The following is a 24,420-nucleotide window of genomic DNA, read 5'->3' as shown; positions in this document are numbered from 1 at the left end:
TCTGCGCCCTCCTTTACGCAATCATCTGGAAGAACTCGGCAACGGGGCCAAGCGCCAGGGCCGGGAAGAAGCTCAGGGCACCGATCAGCAGAACGATGAACACGAGCAGGAATACGAACATGCCGTTGGTGGTAGACAGGGTACCGGCGCTCTCGGCGACCTTACCCTTCTTGGCCAGCGAGCCGGCGATAGCCAGCGTACCGATGATGGGCATGAAGCGGGCGAACAGCATCTCGAGGCCGAGCATGACGTTGATCCAGGGAATGTTGCAGTTCATACCTGCAAACGCCGAGCCGTTGTTGCCGCCGCATGAGGTGAAGGCATACAGCACCTCGGAGAAGCCGTGCGCGCCACCATTGTTGAGCTGGTCGGCAAGACCGGGCACCATGCAGGCGATGGCCGAGCACACCAGAATGGCAAACGGAGTTGCCAGGCACAGGACAACTGCCCAGCGCATCTCGCCCGGCTCGATCTTCTTGCCCAGGAACTCGGGCGTGCGGCCGACCATAAGGCCGGCGATGAACACTGTGAGGATGGCGAAGCCGATCATGCCGTACAGGCCGCAGCCCACGCCGCCGAAGACAACCTCGCCCAGAGCCATCTGGAGCATCTGGACAAAACCGCCCAGCGGGGTGTAGGAGTCGTGCATGGAGTTAACCGAGCCGTTGGAAGCGGCGGTGGTGTAAGCCGACCACGTGGAGGAGGTGACGATACCGAAGCGGCTCTCCTTGCCCTCCATGTTGCCGCCGGCTTGGCCGTCGGTCATCTCGATATTGACCGCTCCGCCATCGGCCAGCTGCGGGGTGCCCGCATGCTCGTTGACGGCGATGATGCCGGTGAAGATCACCAGCAGGATGAACATGGCGGCAAAGATGGCCTTGCCCTGCTTGGTGTTCTTGACGCCGATACCGAAGGTGAAGCAGCAGGCAGCCGGGATCAGCAGCAGGCTGGTCATCTCGATGATGTTGGTGAAGGCACTGGGGTTCTCATACGGATGGGCGGAGTTCACGCCGAAGAAGCCGCCGCCGTTGGTTCCGGACTGCTTGATGGCGACCTGAGGAGCCGCAGGACCCTGGGGCAGGAACTGCTCGGTGACCACGCGCGCGCCCTCGACAACCTTGCCGTCGACCTTGACCGTGTCGCCCTCGATCTGGGCGCCGTCGAGGACGCTCCAGCCGCCGTCTGCATTAGGCTGGACGGCGACGGGCTCTACGAGCTCAGCCTTCTGAGCCGGCTGGAAGTTGGAGATGACGCCACCGGCAGCCAGGCAGATGCCGAACACGAGGTTCAGCGGGATGAGCACATACAGGACGGTGCGGGTGAGGTCGACCCAGAAGGAACCCAAGCTCTGCTCCTTGACCTGACGGAAGCCACGAATCAGCGCGAACATGACCGCGATACCGGTGCCAGCGGAAACGAAGTTCTGCACGGTGAGACCCATGAACTGCACAAGGTAGGACAGGGTGGTCTCGTCGGAGTAGGACTGCCAGTTGGTGTTGGTTATGAAGGAAGCAGCCGTATTGAACGACAGGTCCCATGGCACACCCGGCAGGTGCTGGGGATTGCCTGGCAAGAAGGACTGAAGCGCTTGAAGTGCCACAAGGACCACGAGGCCGATCCCCGAAAAGACCAGCACGCTCGCCAGGTAGCGCCTACACCCCATCTGCTCTGCCGCGTCGATGCGAAGCAGACGATAGACGCCACGCTCCACAGGAGCAATCACAGGCGACAGGAACGTATGCTCACCATCCATGATATGGGCCATGAACCGACCGAGCGGAACGGCCAGGACGACGAGCACGGCAAAGTACAAGATGTACTGAATCGCAGCGTCCATAGTTTACGAATCACTCCTCATCAGAATGTAGATGTAATAGATAAGGAGTCCAATGCAGACGACTCCGATGATGGGAATGAGGATGTTCATTTACCGCCCCTTTCACGCGCGGTCCGATGTCTCGGACGCCTGCTCTCGCAAGCGCCTGGGGACAGTAAACGCTTCTAGAGATTAAAGAGGCGTGAGGGCCGGGGCTCACGACCTTAAGATGCCGTAAAGATGCAGGTAGAAAGCACTATTGCGGCTGCAGTGCGCCTATACTCGACCTCGCGAGCATACAGTGGCGTCCTCACCGCGTATGCACGCATGGGCAACGTTTCAGAAAGGCTACGCTATGCAGCGCGACGCATCGGACACTCGCGTCAATCCAGACCTCATCCTCAAGGCAATTGAGAAAGACGAGGCCGCCGATGACGCTCGAACCAGCCGGGGACACCTCAAGATTTTCTTTGGCTACGCTGCTGGTGCAGGCAAAACCTATGCGATGCTTCAAGCCGCCCACGCCGCCAAGCGGCGAGGTGTCGACGTCGTCGCGGGATACATCGAGCCGCACGAACGTCCGGCAACTGCCCATCTTGCACAAGGGCTTGAGAACGTGCCCTGTAAACTCGCTGAGCACAACGGCATTGCGCTCAGCGAGTTCGATCTAGATGCGGCTATCGAACGCGCCCCTCAGCTCATCCTTGTCGACGAGCTCGCCCATACGAATGCGCCGGGGTCTCGCCACGACAAACGTTATCAAGACGTCGAGGAACTTCTACATGCAGGCATCGACGTCTATACGACTGTGAACGTTCAGCATATCGAGAGCCTAAACGACATGGTTGCATCCATCACCGGCGTTGTCGTGAGCGAACGAATCCCCGACCGCATCTTCGATGATGCCGACCAGGTCGAGCTCGTTGACATAGAGCCCGAAGACCTACTTGAGCGCCTTCGCGCCGGCCTCGTCTACCGTCCCGCACAAGCCGAGCGAGCGCAACAGCATTTTTTTACCGTCGAGAACCTCACCGCACTCCGAGAAATCGCGCTGCGCCGCTGCGCCGATCGCACCGGCCACCTCACAGACGCCGCACGCGTGCTGGGAAACCGTGACTACTACACCAGGGAGCGTATCTTAGTCTGTGTCTCCCCGGCGCCGACCAATCCCCGCATCGTCCGTGCCGCCGCACGCATGGCGAAAGCGTTTCGCAGCGAGCTCGTCGCCCTGTTCGTAGAGAGCCCGCGCACGCAAGCCATGAGCGATGATGAGCGCGCCAAGCTTGCAGACAATATCGCCCTAGCCGAGCAGCTCGGAGCACATATGGAAACCGTCTATGGCGACGACGTCGCGTTTCAGATCTCCGAGTTCGCACGCCTGTCGGGTATTTCGAAGATCGTCATGGGGCGCACGGGCGAGCACAGCAGCGTCCGTCAGGCCCTCTTTGGCCGCAAATCTCTCGTAGAACAGCTCATAACATTCGCCCCGAACCTCGACATTTACATCATTCCAGACCAGTCGACTCCGCCCTCCCGACCCAAAGGACGCCGCCATGCGCTCGCCCTGCAGCCGCCCAGCAGCCGAAACGTGCTTCGCACGCTGGCCCTCTCTCTTGTCGCCACAGCGATCGGCACGGCTTTCCGCCATCTGGGATTTGCCGATTCCAGCATCATATCCCTCTATATCCTCACGGCCCTGCTGACCGCCGTCACCACGACGGGGCGTATCTGCACGATCGTATCGAGCGTGCTCTCTGTAGTGCTTTACAACTTCTGCTTCGTAACGCCTCTGTTTTCGCTCGCCAGCTACGACCGAAGCTATCTGGTCACGTTCGGCATCATGTTCGCTACCGCTATGGTCGCCGGCGAGTTAACTGCGCGCATCGCCGACAACGCCCGTACCTCCGCCGAGAACGCATTCAAAACGCGCGTACTCCTCGAAACGAACCAGCTCTTGCAGCAAGCCCATAGCGCGGAGGAGTGTGCCCGCGTCGCCATGAACCAACTCATCAAACTGCTAAAACTCGACGTGGTCTTCTACACCGCCGAACACGGCACGCTCGGCAAGACGCTCTATGAGTCCGCTGGCACCGAAAACCGATCCGCGTCGCTGCTCACCGACTACGAGCGCGCTGTTGCAACCTGGACCTACACCAACAACAAACGCGCGGGCGCAAGCACGCGGACCCTGCCCGAGGCGCGCTGCCTCTACCTCGCGGTTCGCACCGGCGACAAGGTATTCGGTGTCATCGGCATCGACCTGGAGGGGCGCGAGATCGAAGCCTTCGAGCATTCGATCGTCCTATCTATCGTAGGCGAATGCGCCTTGGCGCTCGAAAGCGACCGGGCGGCGCAAGAGCGCGAAGAGGCTGCGGTCTTGGCGAAAAACGAGCAGCTGCGCGCCAACCTTTTGCGCTCCATCGGCCACGATTTGAGGACACCACTCACGGCTATATCCGGATCTGCGGCAATCCTTCGGAAGAGCGACGAGAAGCTCAGCCTCGAACAACGCTGCGATCTTGCCGATGCCATCTACGACGACTCCCTCTGGCTTATCGATACCGTGGAGAACCTCCTCGCCATCACACGCGTCGAGGATGGCACCATTTGCCTCAACTTCACATCCGAGCTCATCGACGAGGTCATCGAGGCCGCCCTCAGCCATGTCGCCCAAGCATCGCATGGACGTACCGTCACCATCGAGCACACTGACGACATCCTGCTGGTACGCATCGACGTCCATCTCATCATGCAGGTGCTTACGAATCTCATCATGAACGCCTTCAAATACACGCCCGAGGACTCGACTGTCACCATCAGCGCACGTCGCGAGGGTGCGTTCGTCGTGGTGGACGTCGCAGACGATGGGCCGGGTGTGGCAGACTGCGACAAGCCTCATATCTTTGAGCGCTTCTTCACCTCACGCAATACGCGGCCCGTGGATTCGCGTCGAAGCATCGGCCTTGGGCTGTCGCTCTGCCGCTCCATCGTGGAGGCGCATGGCGGCGTCATCGAAGCTCGCGACAACCACCCCCATGGGGCCGTCTTCCGTTTTACCCTGCCCGCCGAGGAGATCGAGATTCATGAATAATGCCGCTAAGCCACGCATCCTCCTGGTCGAAGATGACCTGACCGTTCAAAACCTCGTTTCGACCGCGCTTGACCTCCACGGCTATGTCGTGAGCAAGGTTTGCAACGGCCAGGCCGCCATCATGGATGCGGTGTCGCACGGCCCCAGCCTCATCATGCTCGACCTCGGCCTTCCCGACATTGACGGTATCGAGGTCATCACGAAGATCCGAAGCTGGTCGGCAGTCCCCATTATCGTCATTTCGGCGCGCACCGAAGATTCCGACAAGATTGCAGCACTTGACGCAGGGGCAGACGACTACCTCACCAAGCCCTTTTCTGTGGATGAGTTGCTCGCGCGCGTCCGTGCGAATTTGAGGCGCTCCTCGATGGCGTCAAGCGAATCGACAGAAGCGAGCACGTTCGACAACGGTCCGCTGCATATCGACTACGCCGCGGGATACGCGACGAAAGACGGACGCGAGCTCTCGCTCACCCCAACCGAGTACAAATTGCTCGTCCTTCTGGCGAAAAACGTCGACAAGGTGCTCACCCACACCTTCATCACCCGCGAGATATGGGGCACGAGCTGGGACAGCGATCTGGCGAGCCTGCGCGTGTTCATGCGCACCCTGCGCAAGAAGATCGAGGCAGACCCCTCTCACCCCAAGATGATTCAGACGCACATGGGTGTCGGGTACCGCATGCAGCGTCTCTAGCCCACCCCACAAAAAAGTTGCGGTGGAATACGGAGTAGATAAGGCCTTTGACGGCCAAAACAGTCTGTATTTCACCGCAACTGATGGGCGGGATGGAGTTAGAGGCCCAGGTAGTTGGTCATGCCTTCGACGGCGAGATTGGCGCTCGCTACGGCATGGACCACGGTGAGCGGGCCGTTGACCACATAGTTAGCGATACCCAAAAATACTCTTCAACTCGCCACACTCTCCCCCAAATGTGCAAAGCGCCCCGCGAACGGATGCTCGCGAGGCGCTTGGGTGCCTGGACCTTTATTTGATACCGCGGCCCAAGTCTTCGGCGATTTTGTCTACGCCCTTAAGTGCGGCGCAGGTCTTTTTGTTGGAGCAATGCCCCGTACAAACGCCACCCTGGGCGCAGTCGGCGCAGGTGCCCTTTCGGTAGATACGCACGCACACGGCGACAAACGCAATGCCGATAACAGCCAACACAACAATATCGATAGGTGCCATAGTAAGCCTCCTCTAGTTAACCACCACTTACTTTACCCCATCTTCCACCTGCCAAAAAGGGACAGGTTTGTTTTGGTCGGTTTTATCTGCGGAAACGCCACATCTTACTTCTGGAGCAAAGCAATCTGTCCCCCATTGCACCAAAAAGCCCGAGTGTCGCTGGGACACCCGGGCTCATGGAAAGGGGCTAATCCTTATTCGGACTTAAGCGGAAACTGCGGCGGAAGCAGTGTTGGTCTCGTCCTCGTCGGTCCAAGCATGTTTAGGCATGGGACGGAAGATCTGGAAGAGCATCGCAACCAGCAGCACGATGGCCACAACCGTCCAGATACCAAACTGTCCAAGAACGAACAGGTTGTAGAACTGGTTGATGAACAGACCAATGACCCAAGCAAAGGCGCACTCGTAACCGATCGCGATGGCGGTCCACTTGCCGGAATCCATCTGGTTGCGGATAGTGCCCATGGCGGCAAAGCACGGAGCGCACAGCAGGTTGAACGCACCAAAGGCAACGCAAGCGCCCATAGTCGGGAACATGCCGGCGAACGCGGTCCACAGGCTCGGGTCGGTCTCGCCGGCGTCGGCGACGGACAGCAGCGAACCGGCGGTGGCGACGACGTTCTCCTTAGCGACAAGGCCCGAGACGGTCAGCGCAGTTGCCTGCCAGGTGCTAAAGCCGAGCGGGGCGAAGATCCAGGCGACCAGGTTGCCCAGCATGGCAAGCACGGAGTAGTCCATGAACTCCTCGGGGATGCCCTCCATAGCAGGCAGGAAGCCAAACGTGCCGTTGTAGCTACCAAAGTTGGACAGGAACCAAACAACGACGGTGGACGCGAAGATGACCGTGCCGGCCTTCTTGATAAAGGCCCAGCAGCGCTCCCACACGTGCAGCGCCCAAGAGCGGATCGCCGGGAAGTGGTAGGCGGGAAGCTCCATAACGAACGGCGTCGGGCGGCCGGCGAAGAGCTTGGTCTTCTTGAGCATGAGGCCCGAAGCGATGACGGCAAAGACGCCCAGGAAGTAGAAGAGCGGGCTGATCCACGCGGCGGTGGTGGAAGAATCGCCGATGATGGAACCCATGAGCAGGGCGATGATCGGCAGCTTAGCGCCACAGGGAATAAACGTGGTGGTCATGACCGTCATGCGGCGGTCCTTCTCGTTCTCGATGGTCTTGGTGGCCATGACGCCGGGGACGCCGCAGCCCGAGGATACGAGCATGGGGATGAACGACTTACCGGACAGGCCAAAGCGACGGAACACGCGGTCCATGATGAAGGCGACGCGGGCCATATAGCCGCAGTCCTCCAGGAAGGACAGCATGACGAACAGCAGGAACATCTGCGGGACAAAGCCGAAGATGGCGCCCAGGCCGCCGACGATGCCGTCGCAGACCAGCGAATCGACCAGGCCACCGTCCTCGGTGCCGCCCGCCACAAGGGCGTCGTGGACCATGGTGGTAATACCAGGAACATAGGGGCCGTACTGTGCCGGGTCGACCGAGTCGGCATTGTCGCCCGCAGCCTCGACGGCCGCGTCGTAGGCGTCGCGGCCCTGACCGAGCACGTACCAACCGTCGGTACCGAAGAGCTGGTCGTTGGTGAAGTCGGTCACCGTGCCGCCCAAGGTAGAAACGGCGATGTAGTACACGCAGAACATGATGACCACAAAGATCGGCAGGCCCAGGATACGGTTGGTAACCACGCGGTCGATCTTCTCGGAGGTGCTCATCTTTGCCGGAGCCTTGGTGAGGCACTCGTCAATGATGTGGGCAATCACGCCGTAACGCTCGCCGGTGATGATGGACTCGGCGTCATCGTCGCAGTCCTGCTCGCACTGAGCGACCAGACCTTCGACGCGAGCGGCCTTCTCCTTGGTGAGGTTGATGAGCTTGCAGGCGTCCGCATCGCGCTCGAACAGCTTGACAGCGTAGTAGCGGCGCTTGTTGGCGGGAACGCTCGCCGGCAGATTGTTCTCGATGTGGTCCAGAACGTCCTCGATGGAGGAATCGAACTTGTGCTCCGGCACCTGGCCCTTGGAAGCAGCGGACTTCTTGACCTGCTCGAACAGCTCCTTGATGCCCTTGTTCTTAAGGGCCGAGATCATCATGACCGGACAACCGAGCTTCTTGGAGAGCTTGTCCGTGTCGATCTTATCGCCGTTCTTCTCGACCAGGTCGGCCATGTTGAGGGCAACGACCACGGGCAGGCCGGTCTCGATAACCTGAAGCGCCAGGTACAGGTTACGCTCGAGGTTGGTGGCGTCGACCACCTGGACGACGACATCGGGCTCGCCGCTCATGAGGTAATCGCGCGAGCACTGCTCCTCAGGGCTGTAGGGGGAAAGCGAGTAGATGCCAGGGAGGTCCGTGATGGTAACGTTCTTGTCGCTTAGGAGCTTGGCCTCCTTTTTCTCAACCGTGACGCCGGGCCAGTTGCCAACGTAGCCGTTGGCGCCGGTGATCAGGTTGAAAAGCGTGGTCTTGCCGCAGTTGGGGTTACCCGCCAGCGCGACATGGATCTGAGAATCCGCCATTCAATCCTTCTTCCTTGTGTGCCTGCGCTGCTTTCTCCGCGCAGGCTGGATAATGTGCTTCAAAGATGCTGCATTAAGTTAGAAAAACCTAACTTTATCTGCAGATATATGCGCCGCGAGCCCTTACTGGACCTCGACGACGGCAGCCTCCTCCTTGCGGATGGAAAGCTCGTAGCCGCGCACGTTGATCTCGACCGGATCACCGAGCGGTGCAACCTTCACGACCTTGAACGAAGTGCCCTTGATGAGCCCCAGGTCCATAAGGTGACGGCGAAGCGCACCCTCACCGTGAAGCTTGACGATGGTAGAGCTCTCGCCCACCTTAACGTCACCCAACGTCTTCATCCTCTTGTCCCCCTTTCAGTTTTTATGAAATGCTGCGGACTAACCGACGGTCATGATGTGCATGGCAACCTTGGAATCGATGCCAAAGCGTGCGCCCAGCACCGTGACGATGATATTGGCGCCACTCGAGCTCACCACGTGGATTTCGTTGCCCTCGACAAAGCCGAGGTCCTTGAGGTGGTGCTTCATGTCCTCATTGCCCTTTACACGAGACACGCGCACGGTTTCGCCCGCTTTTACCATCGAAAGCGGCATGGCCGGCATCTGCGGTCCGCAAGACATGAGTGGCTCCTAACGTCAGTTCGTCCTCAACATCGACGCGATAAAAGTTAACCACGTCTATGTTCGCTTTAGTAAACTAGCACGTGGTTAACTTTTTGGAAAGGGTCCCTATTCAGATTTCGAAAAAGTTTCCTATATGAAACAAAAAGGCGCGGCAAAGAGCTGTCCTTTGCCGCGCCCTGTCATGCTTAGAGCGAGAGGTTTCTGATCGACGTAACGCAGGAAGCCTCGTCTACGCCCGAAACGCGAAAGATGATGTCCTCGCCGCACTCGCCGTAGAGAGCCATGAGGCCCATGACATCGCGACCGTCGGTATGGCGGTCGCCGATGCTGACCGACACGTCGCTACGGTGCTTGGCAATGATGTCATAGAGCAGCGCAACCGGGCGGGCGTGTAGTCCCAACGGATCTTTAATCGTCTTTGTAAACTCGACCATGTCCCCTCCCACGACATCACACATTCGGCCGGCAAACCCAGCCACGTGGTAGTTATTGTAGCGTTAGATGCTTATCGAGGGCCCCTCCGGATACCCCGTGGTCAAAAAGTGGCAAATATGAGTACTGTCACAAATTTAGTAGCAGCAAAATCGAGAGCAAATTGCCTAGCTTGAGCGATTCGAAGAGGTTGAAAGCCGTCAAACGCCCTTTAAAGGGAGTTAGATAAATCGATTTTGAGCCCATTTTCGCTCAGAGCAGGCCGAAAAATATGGCACTTCTTTTGCAACAGTACTCATATTTGGCATTTTTTGACCACGGGGGCCAAAACCATGCCCCAAAACACAAAAGGAGGGGCCTCGTAAGGCCCCTCCTTAGGAAAGGGAATCGATTTATTCCACAGCCGTAGATTAATCCTAGCCGCTACTCCATCATATCGAGGACGGAAGGGCGAAGCTCGTTCTCGGCGGCCTCGGGATCGGTCTCGCGCAGGCGGTTGATGTAGCGGTTGTACCACATCACGGCAAGGCCCAAGAAGACAACCACGCCGCCAACGTTGTAGACCAGCGTCAGCCACAGCGGCTGATCGAGCGGAATGGTGCCGCAGATAAGCACGAAGCAGAAGACCACAAGCAGGAATGCGGCAACGACCAGGCCAAAGCGGCGCGAACCCATGCGGAAGCCACGGGGAGCGGCGTCAAAGTTCTTGCGCAGCATAAAGTAGGCAAGCAAAATCAGCAGCGGTGGGAGCAGAGCGGTGGCAGCAGTCATGTTGGTAACGATCATGAGCAGGTCGTCGAGGTTACCGGAGCCCAGGGCCGGAATGATCAGGATGGGGACGACGATGGCGAACTGCAGCCAAGCAGCGCGGGCAGGAATGCCATGCTCGTTGAGCTCGACGATCTTGCTACCAAAGACGCCCTTGGGGATCTCGGTGAAGAAAACCTTGATGGGAGCAGAGGTCCACATCATGAGGGAGCCCAGCGTGGCGGCGAGAAGGATCAAGCCGATGGCGCGCGTAGACACTTCCATGGGAATGCCAAAGTGGGCAAAGACAGCGCCGAATACGTCGAAGATACCGGTGGAGATGGCAACGCCGCCCTCGGGGATGAACAGGTTAACCAGCAGCGAAGCGCCTGCATACAGAAGGCCGATGGTCAGGCCGGCGATAACGACGGTGCGCACGAAGGCCTTGACGCCACCCTTAAGGTCGTTAAGGAACACGCCGACAGACTCAGCGCCGCCAACGCCCTGGATGATCCAGGCAAGCGTACCGAAGAAGCCCCACGCAGTTGCGAAGTTGCTCATGTCGGGAGCCATGTTAGCGGGAGTAGGAGCCGTAGCGAACTCAACGCCGCCAAAGGCAGCAGCCAGGGACAGCAGGATGAACACGGCGGTCAGGCCGAGAGCCGCGGTCGAACCGAAGGAGGAAATGGAGCCGATCCACTTAGCGCCCTTGGTCGAAACCCACGTGGCGATAGCAAAGACGACGATCTCGATAATGGTGATCCACAGCTGCGAAAGCTCGGCGTTGGCACCAAAGAACACGTAGCTCGCGTAGATGATGACGTTGGGCAGGACGGACGCAAAGAAGAACAGGTTAACGAACCAGTAGCTAAATGCCGTCAGGAACGCCCAGCGACCACCCATCGAGGTCTTAACCCATGCGTACACGCCAGACTCGGAGTCCTTGTTGAGGCCGACGAACTCGGCGGTAACCAGGGTATAGGGGACAAAGTACAAAAGCGTGGCGAAGAAGAACGACGGCGCAGCTGCCAAGCCGATGGCCGCGTTGTTGTTGATGATGTTCTTGATACCGAACACGGCGGCGACCGTCATGCCCAGCAGAGCGAACGAACCAATCGTTCCTCGTTTTTCAGAGCTCATAAGCCCTCCCAATCATCTGTTAAATGTCATCTAAAACCGTCCGAGCTGCAAGTGCAAACACGGACGGCGCACCTGCTAAGGGGAATGGGGAAAAGGGAGTCAACAAAGCCATCCCCCTTAACGGCGCGAAGCAAACGTCCAGGCGGACGAATACTACTTGTTGGGGAAGGAATAACCTTCGACTGTCACGTGCAGCACCACGACGCGGGGATCCGCGGCATCGGCCACGACACGGTAGGCCTCGTCAATTTCGACGACGGCAACGCCGCCGGTGGGAATCGTCACGGTCTCCCCCGTACCCTCAAAGCGCTCGCGATCTTCGATATCGCTGTAGGCGCGCGTACAGGTAAGATCGGCCTTGGAAGCCACCTCAACGGTCAGATTGCCGTCGAGCGGGGCGAGCACGGCATGGTAGCGACGGTGACCGACCAGATCGGCAGTAGCCGCCTCGTGGGCGTTCACCCACCAATACACCAGCGAGTCGCCGATAGAGTACGCCACATCGTGCTGCAGTTCAGAAACGCCGTCGAGTGCCTGACCGGTACGCATCCACTTCTTGACGGACTTCATCTGGGCGTCGAAATCGGCACGCGAGTTAAAGATATGCATGACTTATGCCTCCTTAATGGGTGCCAGCGCCTGAGCCAGATCGGCAGACGTCAGCGGTCGCAGGGACACCTCAAAGCTGAAGCTCTCAAAACGGGTGCGATAGGAATCGAGCACCTCGGAACCCCAAGAGTTCGAGCCAAGGCCGAGCAGCTGGTCGTTGATGTTGACCGTAACCGTGTCGCCCGGGACAAGATCGTAGACATGCTTGGCATTATCGATAGCCTCGCAGCTATAGGGCCATGCGGAGAACGAGAACGGATTGGAAGCGGCGTCGCTCGGACGCGTCACGACCAGACCGTCACCGTGGCTGGAGCGCAGGGCGACCCAGCGGGTACCCTCGCGGTTGGCGCAGTCCTGGGGCATAACGTAGGGCGTGAACATGTCGTCGACCGTAGTGCGGTAATGACCGACCGGGTTGGCGCGCAGCGAGTCCGGATAGTTCTCGCCCGGGCCGTGGCCATACCACTCGACGGCACGATCACAACCGGGGACCTCGAAGGAGATGCCGATGCGCGGGATAATGTCCGAATAGTCGCCGTAGGGCTCGCCGGAAACCTTGAGGTCGACGCGGCCACTCGGAAGCACGGTATAGACGAGCTCGACGCGCATGCCGAACGCGCGGACGGGAGGAGCGATACGCTGGCTCACGGTAACGACAACCGCATTGTCGTCCTGCTTCCAAGAAACATTGCGGGTAGACGTCTGCATCACATCGATGAAGTTATCCTTCCACAGGGAGTCGTACTCCTGGGCGTGGTTATCGACGAGCGGATGCCAAAAACCAACCTGGGGACCGGAGGTCATGACGTCGCGACCGGATGCCTTCCACTCGCTCACGGTACCGTTGACCTTGCTGAAGGTCAGCTCGCCGTTGAGGGAGCGAATACGAATCTCCTGCTCGGTCTCCTCGACCGTAAGCTCAGGACGAGTGGGGGCGGCAATTGCCGGCGCCGGATGGTTTGCGATGGCAAACTGGCTTGCACCCAGTTGGAACATCGGCTCGCACCAGGCGTGAGCCGCCATGGTGTAGGCGTGCACGGTCAGCAGGGTCTCGCCCACTGCGGCCTCGCGAATCACCAGCGGAAGCTGGACGGACTCGCCGGGGGCAACCGCACCGGGCATGAGCGTCTTGCGGCAGACCACGTCGCCGTCCACCAGGGTCTCCGCCGACAGGCAGACATCCTCGAGGGTGGTAAACCAACGCTTGTTGGTGACGGTCAGCTCGCCCGCCTCGGCATCGTAGGCCATGCGAACCGGGCAGATGACCTGGCCGTACTCGGTAAGGCCCGGGCTCGGCTGCTGCCAGGGGAACACCATGCCGTCGATGCAGAAGTTGCTGTTGTTGGGGTAATCGCCGTTGTCGCCGCCATACATGTCGTAGGCAACGCCGTCCTCGGTCACAGCAGCCAAACCGTGGTCGCACCATTCCCAAATAAACTGGCCTTGGATGCAATCCCAGCGATCGAAGACCTCCTGGTACTCGGACAGGCCTCCGGGACCATTACCCATGGAGTGGCCGTACTCGCAGTTGATGCGCGGCTTGGGGAACGGATGCTCGCCAAAGTCGTTCATCTGCGACACGCGGGAGTACATGGTGGAAATGACGTCGACGGTATCGGCGTTGCGATCCTCCTCGTAGTGGACCGGACGACCGTCGAGCTCGTGAGCTTTGGCGTACATCGCGCGGATGTTGCAGCCATAGCCGCTCTCGTTGCCCATCGACCACATGATGATGCACGCGTGGTTGCGTTCCTGCATCACCAGGCGCTCAACACGGTCAACGTAAGCCGGCTCCCAGGCAGGGTCGTCGGTGACCAGGGCGATATTGCCGATATTCTCGAAGCCGTGGCTCTCCATATCGGTCTCGGCGACCAGCATGATGCCGTACTCGTCGCACAGCTCGTAGAAGCGCGGATCGTTGGCGTAGTGGGACGTGCGCACCGCGTTGATGTTGTGCTGCTTCATGAGCTCCAGGTCGCGGCGCATGCGCTCGAGACCCACGGCGCGGCCCTTGTGATCGTCGTGGTCGTGGCGGTTGACGCCATGCATCTTAAAGTAGGTGCCGTTGAGGTAGATATGATTGCCCTCGACCGTCACCTCGGCAAGGCCTTGGCGATGCGGAACGTACTCGCTGACCTCGTCGCCGTCGTAGACCTCAAGCGTAAGGTCATAGAGGAAGGGGTCCTCGGGGTTCCAGAAGTGGGCATCGGCAACGCTGCACTCGGCATGGCCGTCGACGCACTCGCCCGTAGCGACCACATTCTGGCCATCGCTGAGCGTATACACGACGCGACTTGCGCCCTCGGCAACCGTATCGAGCGTGATCAGAGCGGCATCGCCCTCGCGGTGCGTGCGGAACCTAAAGTCGACCAGATGCGCGGCGGGACGCTGCATGAGGTACACATCGCGGAAGATGCCCGATGCCCACCACATGTCCTGGTCCTCGATGTAGCTACCATCGCTGTACTGCAGAACCTTGACCGCAAACAGGTTGTCGCCCTCGACGAGCGCGTCGGTCACGTCAAACTCGGCGGACAGGCGCGAACCCTTGGTCATGCCGATAAACTTGCCGTTGACATACAGCTCGCCGTAGCTCTCGATACCGTCGAAGCGAATAATCTCGCGAGCGCCGGCAGGCACGGCGGGAAGTTTGACGATGCGCTGGTAGACGCCCGTAGGGTCGTCGGAGGGAACGAACGGCTGATCCACCGGGAACGGAAAACCCTCGTCGGTGTAGGCAAGGTTGCCATAGCCGTCTACCTGCCACAGGTGCGGAACCTCCACGTGATCCCACTCGGGCTTGTACGTGCAAAGTGCTTCGTTGGAGACGGCCGCGGGGCCCTCAAAAAGGCGGAACTGCCACGAGCCGGACAGCTGGACAAATCCGCGCGACAGCTCGCGGCTGTACGTAGCGGCGAGATCGGCGGCCTCATAACCCATAAAGTACGCATGGGGTGCCAGGCGGTTCCTGTGGGTGAGCGCTTGGTTTTCCCAATCGTTAATGGCGTCCATGGTGATGCTCCTTCGTCATCGTAGTGCTTCTTTGTGCAACCGGTTGTCCTTATCTTACGGGCGGTACAAAAATCTGTGCAACCGGTTGTCCGCCGAACGGTCGATTTTGTCGGATTAACGGTGCAACCGGTTGTACAACCATGCTACTTATGTCACCCTAAGCTTAGGCGCACAGCACGGGGCATCGTTCTTGAACTCACAGGCAACTGTCGCGCCTGCCTATGTCTCGCCCATACATGCCGTGCTCAGTCGCAGTTTGATTGCAAAACGACACCGGTCACCGGATACCATGGACGCCGTTCACGCGCGCTATAGTAATCTGTATCCGCATTAGCCTTTATCGATAGCCCACCGACCCAATTGCACAGGAGACGCCATGACCCAACCAGCACGCACCGCACCCACGCTTGCCGAGGTTGCTGAAGCTGCCGGTGTTTCGCGCTCCACGGCATCGCGCGCCCTCAACGACTCCCCCCGCATTAGCGAGGAAACTAAAAAGCGTGTCCGCGCAGCGGCGAAAAAGGTTAACTTCGTTCCCAACGCACGCGGCCGGGCGCTCGCCGTCGGACGCACGGAAATTATCGCCGTGCTGGTTACCGAGCCTTTGAGCGAGCTGTTTAGCGATCCCACCTACAGTGAGTTTTTAAGCGGCATTACCGAGGAACTTTCGGAGTCGTCTTACTTGCCCGTGATCTTGCAGGCATCTTCCTCGCATGAGCGCAACCGCGCACGCGAGCATTTTGAGCGCCGCTCGTTTGACGCCGTCATCGACGTCTCGCCCTACAAGGGCAGTGAGCTGCTCGAGGTGCTGCGCGAGCTGGGCGTACCCACTGTGTTATGCGGCCAGCTCGAGGGCCATCCCTATCGCGACGTGTTCTCGACGGTCTACTCCGACGACGAAGAGGGCGGACGCTTTGCGGCGCTCGCTATGAAAGATCGCGGACGCAAGGACATCGTTGCCGTGCTGGGGCCGCAGGATAACCCCGCCGTCATCGACCGCCTTCGCGGCTACCGTGCAATTTTGGGCGAAAGCCTTCCGGATGAAAATGTCATCTATACCGGATGGAGCAGCGGAGACGGCTACCAAGCCACGCGGCGGTTGCTCGCGCGCGAAATACGTGCCGACGGCGTGCTATGCGGATCGGACCGTATCGCAACCGGCGTTATCGCCGCATTCAACGAAGCAGGAATTAGCGTACCCAAAGACGTTTCGGTCGTGGGCTTCGATGACCACGAGGTCGCAGCTCGCAGCGTCCCCGCGTTGACGACCATTCGTCAGCCGCTTCGCGAGGAAGGCCACATGGCCGCAGGCATTGCGCTCGATATGATCAATGGCGCCGTACCCACCACCACCGTCATGCACATGCAGCTCGTTCAGAGAGACTCACTGTAGGAAACTGGGCCGGGCTTTCCGCTAGGCTGCTTTAGCGGAAAGCCCGGCCCATTCCGAACGCCGATTCTGGGATGTACTTTCCGCCAGAAGCTCAACCGGAAAGTGCGACCCGTTATTTGGCTGGATTCTGGGTCGCAGTTTCCGCGACGTCCGGTCACCCTATGCCCTCGCAACCTCGGCGTATAAAAAACGAGGGAAAGCACACGTCCTTCCCTCGTTGCAAGCAATATGTAGCCGCTTGCCTACATCAGGCGCAGGCTGACGTCCTTGAGCTGGGCGCCGGAAACGGCACTCGGAGCGCCCGACATGAGGTCGGAGCCGCTGGCCGTCTTGGGGAACGCCATGACGTCGCGGATGGAGTCGGAGCCGGTGAGCAGCATGCACACGCGGTCCAGGCCCAGAGCGAAACCGCCCATCGGGGGCGCACCAAACTTGAGGGCCTCCATGAGGAAGCCAAACTGAGACTCGGCGCGCTCCTCGGTGAAGCCCAGGAGCTTGAGCATGGACATCTGCATCTCGGCGTTGTGGATACGCATACCGCCGCCGCCGGCCTCAAAGCCGTCCATGACAAAGTCGTAGGTGCAAGAACCGGCTGCCAACGGGTCGGCCTCGATCTTGGCGATGTCGGTCTCGGTCGGCAGGGTAAAGGGCTGGTGCTCGGCTGCATAGGCCTTGCGGTCCTCATCCCAGTGGAACAGCGGGAAGTTGACGACCCACAGGAAGTCGTGGCCCTCGCGCTTGATCTCAAGCGCGTTGGCCATGTGGGAACGCATGCCGCCCAGGATCTCGTCGGAAAGCAGGCGCGGGCCGGCGGCGAACATCACAAGGTCGCCGGGCTCGACATCCATGCGCTCGCGCAGAGCCGCCATCTCCTCGTCCGAGAAGAACTTGACGATGGGGCTGTTGATGGAGCCGTCCTCGCGGAAAGCGATCCACGCCAGACCCTTGGCGCCAAACGTGGAGGCCACGCCGGCAAGCTTATCGATCTTGGCACGTGCCCAGGCACCGGCGCCCTTGGCGTTGATGGCCTTGACGACAGAGCCCTCCTCGTTTGCCGCAGTCGCAAAGACCTTGAACTTGGAGTTGGCAAAGATGTCGGTCAGGTCGACCAGATGCATGCCATAGCGGGTATCGGGCTTGTCGGAGCCATAGGTGTCCATGGCCTCCCAGTAGTTCATGCGACGCAGCGGCGTGGGCATCTCGACACCCATGCGGCCGAAGGCATCGGCCAGGACCTCTTCGAGCGCGCTCATAACGTCGTTCTGGTCCACGAAGGACATCTCGATATCGACCTGAGTGAACTCGGGCTGACGGTCGGCACGCAGGTCCTCGTCGCGGAAGCACTTGGCAACCTGATAGTAGCGCTCGACGCCACCGACCATAAGCAGCTGCTTCAGGAGCTGCGGGGACTGCGGCAGGGCGTAGAAGTTGCCCGGCTGAATACGGCTGGGAACGATGAAGTCACGAGCGCCCTCGGGCGTGGACTTAAACAGGGAGGGCGTCTCGACCTCCATGAACTCACGGTTGTGCAGCGCCTCGCGAATGGCAAAGGTAAAGTCGGAGCGCAGCTTGAGGTTGGCCATCATCTCGGGACGACGGAGGTCCAGATAGCGATAGCGCAGACGGGTGTCCTCGCTGGTCTCGATGCCGTCCTCAATCTGGAACGGCGGGGTGACGGACGTGTTGAGCACCTCGGCGTGGTCGGTCAGGACCTCGATCTCGCCGGTCGCGAGCTTGGCGTTGGTGGTCTCCTCGCCACGGGAGCGCACGACGCCGTGGATCTTGATGGGCCACTCGGGACGCATGGTCTCGGCGATCTTAAATGCGTCGCCGTCAGAGTGCTCGGGGTCGAAGGTGAGCTGCGTGATGCCCTCGCGGTCACGAAGGTCGCAGAAAATAAGGCCGCCGTGGTCACGGCGACGGCTCACCCAACCGGTGAGGGTGACCTCTTCGCCCACGTTCTCGCGGCGAAGCTCGCCGCAGGTACGGGTGTGCATGGAATGCTCGTCGATGGGACGGGTCTGGCTCATACCAGTGATCCTCCTTTATGGATCTGTGCCGCCCCGTGTCGTTCCGGGCGGCGTCGTACAGATTTGCCCAGCCTGCGTAAACCGCGCAGCCAGACATGGCGTTCTATCTTATCGCACCTGTGTCGATGTGCCGCGGAAAAGTAGTTCTCGCCCAAAGACTTGACGGAGACGAAACAATTGACGCGGCCTGGCCGTCGCCAAGGCGCGCCGCGTGCGACAATGTGCCCCAATACAACTGCACTCGGAAAGGCCCGCCATGACTGCACGCCTCATCGTTATGGATATCGACTCCACGCTCATCAACCAGGAGGTCATCGACCTGTTGGGCGAGGAGGCAGGCGTGGGCGAGCAAGTTGCGCGGATCACCGAACGCGCCATGCGCGGCGAGCTGGACTTTAAGCAAGCGCTCGAGGAGCGCGTGGGGCTGCTCGCCGGCCTGGACGAGAGTGTGTTCGAGCGCACCTTTGAACGCGTGACATTTACCCCCGGCGCGCTGGAGCTTGTGCGTTCGGCACACAGCAAGGGCTGGAAGGTCGGCGTGGTAAGCGGCGGCTTCCACGAGATCGCTGACAAGATCGTAGCCGCCGCGGGTATCGATTTTTGCCTGGCCAACCGCCTGGAAGTCGTGGACGGCAAGCTCACCGGTAAGTTGGCTGCCGGCATTGTGACCAAGGAGTCCAAGCTCATCCAGCTGCTGGACTGGGCAGTTGAGTGCGGCGTCGATATGGCCCATACCGTCGCGATCGGCGACGGCGCCAACGACATCCCCATGATTCAGGCCGCGGGCACGGGCATCGCGTTTTGCGCCAAGCCCAAGACGCGCGAAGCTGCCCCGTTTGCCATCGACGAGCGCAACCTGATGCTCGCCATGGACATCATCCTGCGTGACTAATCGATCCGTCTAACAATTGAATCAATCCGTCCTATAGTTTCCGAACAATTTTGTCTTAGTGTTCGGAAACATACCCTTTGAGTGCTAGACTTTGCGCCGTCGAAGGGAACATATATGGATAAGCGAGATCTAGAGCAGCTGCTGAGCGATGTTGCCGGCGGATCAGTCACCCCCGCCGACGCCCTTACGCGCATCCAGACGGCTCCGACCGCCGATTTGGGCTTTGCGCAGCTCGATCTTTCGCGCGGGGTGCGCCAGGGAGCCGGCGAGGTTGTCTACGGTGCGGGTAAAACCGCCAAGCAGATTGCCGCCATTATCGAAGCGCTGCGCGATGCCGGCCAGGAGCGCATCCTGGTCACACGCCTGGACAGCGAAAAAGCAGCCCGCATCTCGGAGCTCCTCGACAACGGCATCGACCTGGGATATGTCCCGGACGCGCAGCTCGCCCTCGTGGGCGGCAAGCCCTCCCCCACCGGTAACGGACGCATCGTCGTCGCCTGCGCCGGCACGAGCGACTTGCCCGTCGCCGAGGAAGCCGCGTTGACGGCCGAGTTCTATGGCAACGAGGTCGACCGCCTCTACGACGTAGGCGTCGCCGGCCTGCACCGCTTGCTCGCGCATGCCGAGGAACTTGCCCAGGCGCAGGTGGTCATCGCCATCGCCGGCATGGAAGGCGCGCTGGCGAGCGTTATCGGCGGCCTGGTGAGCTGTCCGGTCATTGCCGTTCCCACCAGCGTGGGCTACGGCGCGAGCTTTGGTGGCGTAGCCGCACTGCTCGCCATGCTCAACTCCTGCGCCAGCGGCGTTTCGGTCGTCAATATCGACAACGGCTTTGGTGCCGCATACCAGGCAAGTCTTATCAATCATCTGAGCGCCGGCACACCCCGCGCCCGCTAAGGAGCATTCCATGTCCAACCATCAGCATACGCTTATCATCGACGGCACCTCGGGCATCAGCGGCGATATGACCGTCGCGGCCCTGCTCGACCTGGGCGCCAGCGAGGAGCATCTGCACGAGCAGCTCGCCACGCTGCCGGTCGACGGCTTTTCGATTGCCGTGACGCGCGTAAACAAGCACGGCATCGACGCCTGCGATTTCGATGTCCAGCTTGCAGAGGAGCTCGAGAACCACGATCACGATATGGCCTGGCTCTACGGCAACGAAGCAGCTGTCGAGCATATGCACGAACACGAACACCACCATCATGACCATGGCGAGCACGAGCACTGCCACGACCATGACCATGAGGCCCACGGTCATGGCCACGAGGGCCATCATCACGCCCACCACCATCACCACCGTTCTTTGGCGGACATCACCGCCATCATCGATGGCTCGCAGCTAAGCGATGGCGCCAAGCGTCGCGCCCTCGCCATTTTTTCCGTACTCGCTGCTGCCGAGGCCAAGGCTCACGGCAAAACGCCCGACACCGTCCTGTTTCACGAGGTGGGCGCCGTCGACTCCATCGTCGACGTCTGCTCGGTCGCCATCTGCCTCGACGACCTGGGTATTGAGGACATCGTGGTCGAGTCGCTTTCCGAGGGCCACGGCACCATTCGCTGCGCCCACGGTCTCATGCCCATTCCCGTCCCCGCTGTCGTCAACCTGTGCCAGGCGGGCAATATCGCCCTCACGCCTGCACCGGTCGCCGGCGAGATCGTGACGCCCACGGGCGCCGCCATCGTCACCGCGCTGCGCACGTCCGACCAACTGCCCTCACGCTACCGCATCGAAGCCGTCGGCTACGGCGCCGGCAAGCGCCCCTACGAGGGTTGTTCCGGTACGCTCCGCTGCCTGCTCGTTCACGCGGACGCCTAGCCATGGATGCCCGCAAGGCAAAAAGCCGCGCCGCCATCGTTACGGCGTTCTCCGAGCTGCTGCGCGAAGAGGACTACGGCAAGATCACCGTCGGTGACATCATCGCTCGCGCCCATGTGGGTCGGGCCACGTTCTACGGCCTCTTCAAGAGCAAAGATGACCTACTCGCTGAGCTCGTGTGCGATATCTGCACCCATGCCCTCGACGATGACGGTACGCCCCTCGACGACCCACTCGTGCAGGTCGAGCATATCCTCAACAACCTCTGGGAGCGCCGCCAGGGCGTACGCGCCCTCGTAGCCGGCGCCGGCTCACGCGTCTTTGCCGACTGCTTACGCAAGACCATCATGTCACGAGCAGCCGAAACCGTCCCCGTCGACCCCGCAGGTCCTGCCGGCACCATGGACCGCAGCTTCTTACTACACCACATAGCCTCAAGCTTCGTAGCCACCGTCCAATGGTGGGCCTGGCACAACTTTCAAGCAGACAAAGCCAACGTAGCCAAAGACTACCTCTCAGCCATAAAACCCCTCTTCAACTAAGTAAACCCCTCATCCCAAAGTTCCGCCCTCATCTCAAAGCCCCGCCCCAACCCAAAGCACAATCCATCCCAAAGTGTCAACAACAGCCCAACGCCCCTACCAGCAACAAGCCCCTCCCATCCAAATTCAGATATATATGTTGGGTTGCTTGCACGAACGCAACGAAGACCCCGCAGCCGTCCGCATGGGGTAACTTCCCAGCGCACTCCGCAGGACGCAAAAAGGCTCGCCGCACAAAGTGCGCAGCGAGCCTTTTTGCATGTCCGAAGACGCGCTGGGAAGTTACCCCATGCGGACGGCGAACAACCTATGTAGCCTTGGGCTAGAACATGCCCAAGAAACCGTGCACAAACAGTGCGGCCAGAGCGGCACCGATAAACGGTGCGATGCCAGGAACAAGCAGGCCGTACTTCCAGTTGTTGTCGGCCTTGTTCTTAATCGGCAGCACCTGATAGGCCATGCGAGGACCAAGGTCACGAGCCTGGTTCATGGCGAAGCCGGTGATGCCGCCCATGCCCATGCCAACGGCCCAAACGATCAGGCCGACGCAGATGGCGAGCATCAGAACGTTCTCGCCGGCGCGGCTAGCGGCAGCAAGGATGGCGCTGATGAACACGAAGGTGCAGATAGCCTCGCAGAAGAAGTTGCGGGCATAGTTGGTGCCCTCGGTGGTGGGGTTGGTCGAGAAGATGTTGCGCTGGGCAATGGGGTCGACGACGCCCTCGGAAGCCTTGAACTCATCGGCATACATAAGCCAAGCGATTACGGCGCCCACAAAGCCGCCGAGCATATCGGCAATCATGAAGGGGATGCAGCTGCTCCACGGCACCAGGCCTACGATGCACTGGGCAAGCACCATAGCCGGGTTCATGCACACGGCGCCGCCAAAGACAAACAGGCAGACCGAGATGCCAAAAGACCAGGTGGTGATGGCAAACATATGGCCGGAGCCCTGATACTTAGTGCCCTTGAGCACGGTATCGCAGTGCACGCCCACGCCAAAGATGATCATGAGGGCCGTTGCGCCGAATTCACAGAGGAGTTTGGTAAGCATAAAACCTTATCTTTCTTGTCGGTTATAAACGATTCGTTTAGGCCGCGTACTAGTGCTGCGCGACGACAACGCCCAGGCCATCGGGAATGACGGCAACCTTGGCATCGGCACCCTTCATCTCAAAGGCGAGCTTGAGCGCCTCCTCGAGGGTGTTGACCGGCGTCATGTGCATATCCTTGATCATCTGGTGATCGCACAGGTCGGTGACCATGATCACGGGGTGATGCGCCAGGATGCGGGCAAAGATCTGACTCGTCCACTGGTCGGGCAGGGTCTCGTCCTTAGGACGGTCGATGCAGGCGCGCTCAAACTCTGCCGGATCGTTGTCGGCAATGTTGTGATAGAAGCCCTCGCCACCGTGACCGTCGGCGCAACCGGCGACATCGATGATCACGCCGCCCTCGGGAAGCGTGGCCTCGGCAGCGCACATGCCCTTCACGGCCTGGTAGATGTTCTGGTCGAGCGGGTAGCCGCCGTTGGTGGTGATGGCAATCTCGCACTCGACGGGCTCAACGCCGGCAAGGCTCTTCACGAACTCGCAGCCGGCCTCGTGCGCCTTGTGGATGTCGCCGGCAAAGGAGCCGATGACCTCGTGCTTGCCGTTGAGCACCACGTTAAGCACAAAGGCAAGGTGAGCCATCTCGGCAGCGGCAAACATATCCTCGTTCACGTGGTTGTGGCACAGGTTGCCGGCACGCGAATGGGAATCGTTCACAAACTGACCGTTGTGGTTGTACATGATGGTCTTGTAGCTGGCAATGCCGGGCAGCACGGACTTGCGGCTGCCAGAGAAACCGGCAAAGAAGTGCGGCTCAATAAAGCCCTCGGCAAGCAGCAGATCACAATCGGCGGCAATCTTGTTGATGATGCACTCGCCGCCAGAAGGCAGGGTGCCGATCTTTTTCATCATGCTGTCGTCAGTCGCGACGTGCATAACGATTTCCTCGTTGGCAACGATCTCCTCGCCGTACTTGTTGACGAGCTCCTCGTGCGTCGACGGACGATGCATACCCGTAGCAACCAGAATGCGAACGCGTGCCTCAGGCGCAGCGGAGTGGATGTGATGCAGCAGAATAGGCATCGTCACACGCGAGGGAACGGGGCGCGTATGGTCGGAGCTAATGATGACGATATCCTTCTTGCCAGCACAAAGCTCCTCGAGCGAAGGTGAGCCATAAGGGTTGGCAAGCGACTCCTCTACCAGCTCTTCCTGCGATTTTGTAGTCTTAAACTCGTTTTGATGGCCTTCCATCACACCCGCGAAGTTCTTATCCTCGAGCTCTAGATGCAACGTCTTATGGTCAAACGGTAGTTCACATTCAAACAATGACGAGCGCCCTCTTCCTTTCAACTGACACACTAGATAAACCGTTGGAAGGATACGCCGCTCACCGAAAAACACCACCGTCCACCGAGTCGTTAACACAACGTTCATATTTGACCCACAATCAGAACCACCCTTAAAAAGGGTGGTTTGCTCTTAGGGTATAAC

At 59.9% G+C, this 24,420-nt stretch carries 19 protein-coding genes; 7 read left to right on the top strand and 12 right to left on the bottom strand.

Features of this window, described 5'->3' with window-relative positions; genetic code table 11:
* Nucleotides 1–13: 13 nt before the first annotated feature.
* Nucleotides 14–1,837 carry a potassium-transporting ATPase subunit KdpA gene (gene kdpA, locus DWV58_RS01600; RefSeq protein WP_117775951.1) on the bottom strand — a complete coding sequence of 608 codons (1,824 nt, stop codon included), beginning with the start codon at nt 1,835–1,837 and terminating at the stop codon, nt 14–16.
* Nucleotides 1,838–2,171: 334 nt separating this feature from the next.
* On the opposite strand from kdpA, the gene DWV58_RS01595 reads away from it, so the two are divergent.
* Nucleotides 2,172–4,907 (top strand): sensor histidine kinase KdpD, encoded by a 2,736-nt coding sequence (locus DWV58_RS01595; protein WP_117583372.1) that lies wholly within the window; start codon nt 2,172–2,174, stop codon nt 4,905–4,907.
* Nucleotides 4,900–5,604, top strand: a complete 705-nt coding sequence (locus tag DWV58_RS01590) for a response regulator (RefSeq protein ID WP_117583373.1) — start codon at nt 4,900–4,902, stop codon at nt 5,602–5,604. The genes DWV58_RS01595 and DWV58_RS01590 overlap by 8 nt, the downstream gene beginning before the upstream one ends.
* A 291-nt stretch (nt 5,605–5,895) precedes the next feature.
* Here the strand turns inward: DWV58_RS01590 and DWV58_RS01585 are convergent, their stop codons facing one another.
* The 8 genes from DWV58_RS01585 to DWV58_RS01550 all read right to left on the bottom strand — a co-directional run bounded on the left by DWV58_RS01585 (nt 5,896) and on the right by DWV58_RS01550 (nt 15,198).
* Nucleotides 5,896–6,096 carry a hypothetical protein gene (locus DWV58_RS01585; RefSeq protein ID WP_035136858.1) on the bottom strand — a complete coding sequence of 67 codons (201 nt, stop codon included), beginning with the start codon at nt 6,094–6,096 and terminating at the stop codon, nt 5,896–5,898.
* A 204-nt stretch (nt 6,097–6,300) separates the two neighbouring features.
* Nucleotides 6,301–8,628 carry a ferrous iron transporter B gene (locus DWV58_RS01580; protein ID WP_117628963.1) on the bottom strand — a complete coding sequence of 776 codons (2,328 nt, stop codon included), beginning with the start codon at nt 8,626–8,628 and terminating at the stop codon, nt 6,301–6,303.
* Between the two features lie 123 nt (nt 8,629–8,751).
* Complete coding sequence (locus DWV58_RS01575; RefSeq protein WP_006234774.1) at nt 8,752–8,973, bottom strand: FeoA family protein; 222 nt, start codon at nt 8,971–8,973, stop codon at nt 8,752–8,754.
* A gap of 39 nt (nt 8,974–9,012) precedes the next feature.
* On the bottom strand, nt 9,013–9,255 hold the full coding sequence (locus DWV58_RS01570) for a FeoA family protein (protein WP_022094360.1): 243 nt from the start codon (nt 9,253–9,255) through the stop codon (nt 9,013–9,015).
* A 188-nt stretch (nt 9,256–9,443) separates the two neighbouring features.
* On the bottom strand, nt 9,444–9,692 hold the full coding sequence (locus DWV58_RS01565; RefSeq protein ID WP_022094361.1) for an HPr family phosphocarrier protein: 249 nt from the start codon (nt 9,690–9,692) through the stop codon (nt 9,444–9,446).
* A gap of 421 nt (nt 9,693–10,113) precedes the next feature.
* Nucleotides 10,114–11,577: an amino acid permease gene (locus DWV58_RS01560; protein ID WP_117583376.1), complete on the bottom strand. Its 1,464-nt coding sequence runs from the start codon at nt 11,575–11,577 to the stop codon at nt 10,114–10,116.
* A 153-nt stretch (nt 11,578–11,730) separates the two neighbouring features.
* Entirely contained in the window at nt 11,731–12,186 is a 456-nt protein-coding gene (locus tag DWV58_RS01555) for a hypothetical protein (RefSeq protein ID WP_117775950.1), read from the bottom strand.
* A 3-nt stretch (nt 12,187–12,189) separates the two neighbouring features.
* Nucleotides 12,190–15,198, bottom strand: a complete 3,009-nt coding sequence (locus DWV58_RS01550; RefSeq protein ID WP_117583377.1) for a glycoside hydrolase family 2 TIM barrel-domain containing protein — start codon at nt 15,196–15,198, stop codon at nt 12,190–12,192.
* 376 nt (nt 15,199–15,574) lie between these two features.
* Between DWV58_RS01550 and DWV58_RS01545 the strand changes: the two genes are divergently transcribed.
* Complete coding sequence (locus tag DWV58_RS01545; protein ID WP_117640050.1) at nt 15,575–16,591, top strand: LacI family DNA-binding transcriptional regulator; 1,017 nt, start codon at nt 15,575–15,577, stop codon at nt 16,589–16,591.
* Between the two features lie 242 nt (nt 16,592–16,833).
* Here DWV58_RS01545 and aspS read toward each other — a convergent pair whose 3' ends face one another.
* Nucleotides 16,834–18,621, bottom strand: a complete 1,788-nt coding sequence (aspS, locus tag DWV58_RS01540; RefSeq protein WP_117640048.1) for an aspartate--tRNA ligase — start codon at nt 18,619–18,621, stop codon at nt 16,834–16,836.
* A 256-nt stretch (nt 18,622–18,877) separates the two neighbouring features.
* On the opposite strand from aspS, the gene serB reads away from it, so the two are divergent.
* The 4 genes from serB (at nt 18,878) to DWV58_RS01520 (ending at nt 21,874) form a co-directional block, all read left to right on the top strand.
* Entirely contained in the window at nt 18,878–19,513 is a 636-nt protein-coding gene (gene serB / locus DWV58_RS01535) for a phosphoserine phosphatase SerB (protein ID WP_117640046.1), read from the top strand.
* 114 nt (nt 19,514–19,627) lie between these two features.
* Entirely contained in the window at nt 19,628–20,410 is a 783-nt protein-coding gene (larB, locus tag DWV58_RS01530) for a nickel pincer cofactor biosynthesis protein LarB (RefSeq protein WP_117640044.1), read from the top strand.
* A 10-nt stretch (nt 20,411–20,420) separates the two neighbouring features.
* Nucleotides 20,421–21,332: a LarC family nickel insertion protein gene (locus DWV58_RS01525; RefSeq protein WP_117640042.1), complete on the top strand. Its 912-nt coding sequence runs from the start codon at nt 20,421–20,423 to the stop codon at nt 21,330–21,332.
* A gap of 2 nt (nt 21,333–21,334) precedes the next feature.
* Complete coding sequence (locus tag DWV58_RS01520) at nt 21,335–21,874, top strand: TetR/AcrR family transcriptional regulator (RefSeq protein WP_117640040.1); 540 nt, start codon at nt 21,335–21,337, stop codon at nt 21,872–21,874.
* A 322-nt stretch (nt 21,875–22,196) separates the two neighbouring features.
* On the opposite strand, the gene larD is transcribed toward DWV58_RS01520, so the two are convergent.
* Both larD and larA read right to left on the bottom strand, forming a co-directional pair.
* A complete protein-coding gene (gene larD, locus DWV58_RS01515; RefSeq protein ID WP_117640038.1) occupies nt 22,197–22,928 on the bottom strand; it encodes a D/L-lactic acid transporter LarD in 732 nt (243 codons plus the stop codon).
* A 49-nt stretch (nt 22,929–22,977) separates the two neighbouring features.
* Entirely contained in the window at nt 22,978–24,255 is a 1,278-nt protein-coding gene (gene larA, locus DWV58_RS01510) for a nickel-dependent lactate racemase (RefSeq protein ID WP_118205180.1), read from the bottom strand.
* Nucleotides 24,256–24,420: the final 165 nt, after the last annotated feature.

It is taken from the genome of Collinsella sp. AF11-11 (genome assembly GCF_003465485.1).
Classification (GTDB): Bacteria; Actinomycetota; Coriobacteriia; order Coriobacteriales; family Coriobacteriaceae; genus Collinsella.
The sequence above is the reverse complement of the archived record's forward strand: the minus strand, read 5'-3'. Positions and strand labels throughout refer to the sequence as shown.